This is a genomic window from Streptomyces sp. NPDC058877 (assembly GCF_042742855.1).
Classification (GTDB): Bacteria; Actinomycetota; Actinomycetes; order Streptomycetales; family Streptomycetaceae; genus Streptomyces.
This window is the reverse complement of record NZ_JBHYMF010000329.1, coordinates 1-4,005: the sequence shown is the minus strand read 5'-3', so window position 1 is coordinate 4,005 and position 4,005 is coordinate 1. Positions and strand designations below refer to the sequence as shown.

General features: G+C 70.8%; 4 protein-coding genes. 3 read left to right on the top strand and 1 reads right to left on the bottom strand.

The window, feature by feature from the left end; translation table 11 throughout:
* Positions 1-37: 37 nt before the first annotated feature.
* On the bottom strand, positions 38-769 hold the full coding sequence (locus ACFW2Y_RS34955; protein ID WP_384887527.1) for an RDD family protein: 732 nt from the start codon (positions 767-769) through the stop codon (positions 38-40).
* A gap of 248 nt (positions 770-1,017) precedes the next feature.
* Here ACFW2Y_RS34955 and ACFW2Y_RS34950 point away from each other — a divergent pair, with 248 nt between their 5' ends.
* From ACFW2Y_RS34950 to ACFW2Y_RS34940, 3 genes are all read left to right on the top strand, one after another.
* Positions 1,018-1,878, top strand: coding sequence for a bifunctional methylenetetrahydrofolate dehydrogenase/methenyltetrahydrofolate cyclohydrolase (locus ACFW2Y_RS34950; RefSeq protein WP_384887524.1), 861 nt, complete (start codon positions 1,018-1,020; stop codon positions 1,876-1,878).
* Positions 1,820-2,380 (top strand): DUF3017 domain-containing protein, encoded by a 561-nt coding sequence (locus tag ACFW2Y_RS34945; RefSeq protein ID WP_384887522.1) that lies wholly within the window; start codon positions 1,820-1,822, stop codon positions 2,378-2,380. The genes ACFW2Y_RS34950 and ACFW2Y_RS34945 overlap by 59 nt, the downstream gene beginning before the upstream one ends.
* A 595-nt stretch (positions 2,381-2,975) precedes the next feature.
* Complete coding sequence (locus tag ACFW2Y_RS34940) at positions 2,976-3,965, top strand: malate dehydrogenase (protein WP_384887519.1); 990 nt, start codon at positions 2,976-2,978, stop codon at positions 3,963-3,965.
* Positions 3,966-4,005 lie beyond the last annotated feature (40 nt).

Genomic DNA, 4,005 nt, shown 5'->3' with positions numbered 1-4,005 from the left:
GCCCTCGGAGCGGCGGGGGGACCCGCTGCGGGACTGCTTACTTCTTGATGACGAGCGTGCCGGCGGCACGGTCGTGCCAGCCCTGCGTCTTGCCGGTGCTGTCGAAGAACGGCGACAGGTAGACCACGAGCTGGCCGATGCCGCAGACGATCGCACCGAGCATCGGGATGATCCAGCGGATGAAGCCGCCGCCGAGACCCGGCTTGCCGCCCGTGTTCTCCTTGACGACGCGGAGGCCGAGCGCCATCTTGCCGAGCGTCGCGCCGACGAGGGAGATCATCAGCCACTCGTAGAGCAGGGTGGCGATGAACAGCAGGAAGAGCGTGCCGAAGAAGGCGGCGACGATGCCGCCGGCGGCCTCGCCGACCTGCTGCGCCGCGTTGTTCAGACAGGTGTCGTACGCATCGGACATCGGGTCGATGCCGCTGCAGTCGTCGATGCTCTCGGTCGCGCCCACGAGGCCGGCCATGCCGACGGCCGTCAGGACCCAGTACACGATGCCGATGATGAGGCTGTCGATCAGGCGGGCGCCGAGCCGCAGGCCCATCGAGGCGACCTGCACGGTGCCGAGGCCGTGCACGTTGATGTAGCCGTTGTTCGCCTGGATGGTGCCGGGGGCCGGCGGGTACGCGCCCGGCTGCTGCTGCGGGTAGCCGTAGCCCTGCTGGGGAACGCCCTGCGGGGCCTGCTGCGGGTAGCCGTAGCCGGGCTGCTGCTGGTTCGGGTCCTGCGGCTTGCCGTAGGGGTTGTTCGGTTCGCCGAAGCTCATAGAGAGGTTCCTCCGTGAAATTCCTTGTGCGGGGACGACGCGGCCGCGCGGAGGACTTTCACGAGACGTGAGCGGATGCCCCCCCGGCACTTTCCGCGATATTGCGAGGTCATCGTTGTGGCAACGTCGACTCCTTGTCCAGTGGATACGAGGCGGAGTTGTGCAAGTGCAACCTTCCGTTCCGAGGGGCCGGCCGCTCCGCGCGGGCGAATTGGAACATGGCGGGGTTCATCCGGGAGGATGTCTCCATGAGCGCCCAGATTCTCGATGGCAAGGCCACCGCAGCCGCGATCAAATCCGATCTCACCGTCCGTGTGGCGGCCCTCAAGGAGAAGGGCGTCACGCCCGGTCTCGGCACGGTCCTGGTCGGCGACGACCCGGCCAGCCAGAAGTACGTCGCGGGCAAGCACCGCGACTGCGCGGAGGTCGGCCTCGCCTCCATCCAGCGCACCCTGCCGGGCACCGCCACCCAGGAGGAGATCGAGGCGGTCGTACGGGAACTCAACGACGACCCGGCCTGCACCGGCTACATCGTCCAGCTGCCGCTGCCCAAGGGCATCGACGAGAACCGCATCCTGGAACTGATGGACCCGGCCAAGGACGCGGACGGCCTGCACCCGACCAACCTCGGTCGCCTCGTCCTCAACGAGCCCGCCCCGCTGCCGTGCACGCCTAACGGCGTGATCACCCTGCTCCGTCGCCACGGCGTGGAGATCAACGGCGCCGAGGTCGTGGTCGTCGGCCGTGGCGTCACCATCGGCCGCCCGATGCCGCTGCTGCTCACCCGCCGCTCCGAGAACGCCACCGTGACCCAGTGCCACACCGGCACCCGGGACCTCGCGGCCCATCTGCGCAACGCCGACATCATCGTCGCGGCAGCCGGAGTGCCGCACCTGATCAAGCCCGAGGACGTGAAGCCGGGCGCGGCGGTCCTGGACGTCGGCGTCTCGCGCAACGGCGAGGGCAAGATCGTCGGCGACGTCCACCCCGGTGTCGCCGAAGTGGCCGGCTGGATCTCTCCGAACCCCGGTGGAGTGGGGCCGATGACCCGTGCACAGCTGCTCGTCAACGTCGTCGAGGCCGCCGAGCGCGCGGCCGCGGCGCTCTGAGGTGACTCCCGGGACCCCGGCCGAGCCCGGGACCCCGGACGGGGCGGAGACGGCGGGCGCGGTGCGGCCCGCGACGTCCCCGGACGCCGGGCGGAAGCGCGGCCCGCGACGACGACCGCCCACCGTCGTCACCACCGATACCGCGCGCCCCGAGGGCGGTGGTCGGGCCGCGCCCGGTAGCGCGCCGGCCCCCGCACGTCAGTGGCCGTTGATCACCGTCCTCGGACTCGCCGGGATCGGGCTGCTCGTGGTGGGGACGGACCCGTTCGCGCAGGCGTTCCGGGTGGGGACGATCCTGGTCGGGGCCGCGCTCCTGACGGGTGCGGCCTTGCGCCGGGCACTGCCGTCGGTCGGCATGCTGGCGGTCCGTTCCCGCTTCACGGACATGATCACGTACGGGGTGATGGGCAGCCTGATCGTGTTGCTCGCGCTCATGGTGCAACCGCAGCCCTGGCTGCGGGTCCCGTTCCTGGAGGACGTGCTCCACCTCACGGTGACCTAGACCGCGCCGCGAAGCGCGTCCCGGGCGTGCGGCCGGCGAGTTCCGGAATGCGGTGCCCGCCCTCTCCCCCGTGGGAGGGCGGGCACCGCCGTGCAAGGGTGGTGCGCAGGCCGACGCCGGTTCAAGATCCGTCGGCGCACTGTGGCACGGAAGTGACGGTTCCGCTACTTCGGCTCCGCGGTCGGCGCCCGTGATGCCCCCCCCGGAACCGCCGTCCTTCGACGGGGCCGAAGAGACAGGGAGAAGAAGGGGTGCGCCACGGCCGGCCGGAAGCCGCTGCCGGACGAAACGGAGCGCTGCCCCCGCCGAGGAGGTCGACACCGATGCGCACGCGCCGATGCCCGCCGCCCCGGGCGCGGACGCCCGGGCCCGCGCCGCGCCCGCGGACCGTGGTGGGGAGCGTCCGAACCCCCTGGCGACCGTGTCCGGACGGGTGGCAGTGAGCCGCACCACAAGGGGGTGGGGATTGGAGGGGGCCCGGGTCGGATAGCCTGACCGCTGGATATCTCTTCACATCGAGACACCGATCGATCAAAAGGGCTATCCCGCACCAGGGGCAGGGACCCCCACCGCCAGCTGTCTTACGGAGATCGCCATGACCCGCACTCCCGTGAATGTCACCGTGACCGGCGCGGCCGGCCAGATCGGCTACGCGCTGCTCTTCCGCATCGCCTCCGGCCACCTGCTCGGCGCGGACGTGCCGGTCAAGCTGCGCCTCCTTGAGATCCCGCAGGGCGTGAAGGCCGCCGAGGGCACCGCCATGGAGCTCGACGACTGCGCCTTCCCGCTGCTCAAGGGCATCGACATCTTCGACGACCCGAACAAGGGCTTCGAGGGTGCGAACGTCGCCCTGCTCGTCGGCGCCCGCCCCCGCACCAAGGGCATGGAGCGCGGTGACCTGCTCGCCGCCAACGGCGGCATCTTCAAGCCGCAGGGCAAGGCCATCAACGACCACGCCGCGGACGACATCAAGGTCCTCGTGGTCGGCAACCCGGCCAACACCAACGCCCTCATCGCCCAGGCCGCCGCCCCGGACGTCCCGGCCGAGCGCTTCACCGCGATGACCCGTCTGGACCACAACCGCGCGATCTCGCAGCTGGCCCAGAAGACCGGTGCCGCGGTCGAGGACATCAGGCGCCTCACCATTTGGGGCAACCACTCGGCGACCCAGTACCCGGACGTCTTCCACGCGGAGATCGCCGGCAAGAACGCTGCCGAGGTCATCGGCGACGAGGCGTGGCTGGCCGACACCTTCATCCCGACCGTCGCCAAGCGCGGCGCCGCGATCATCGAGGCCCGTGGCGCGTCCTCCGCCGCTTCCGCCGCGAACGCCGCCATCGACCACGTCCACACCTGGGTCAACGGCACCGCCGAGGGCGACTGGACCTCCATGGGCATCCCGTCGGACGGCTCCTACGGCGTCCCGGAGGGCCTCATCTCCTCCTTCCCCGTCACCTGCAAGGACGGCAAGTACGAGATCGTCCAGGGCCTGGACGTCAACGAGTTCTCCCGCACCCGCATCGACGCGTCCGTGGCCGAGCTGGCCGAGGAGCGCGACGCGGTCCGCGAGCTGGGCCTCATCTGAGTCCGAGCCGACCGGCGGACGGAGTCCGTCGCAGCTTTTC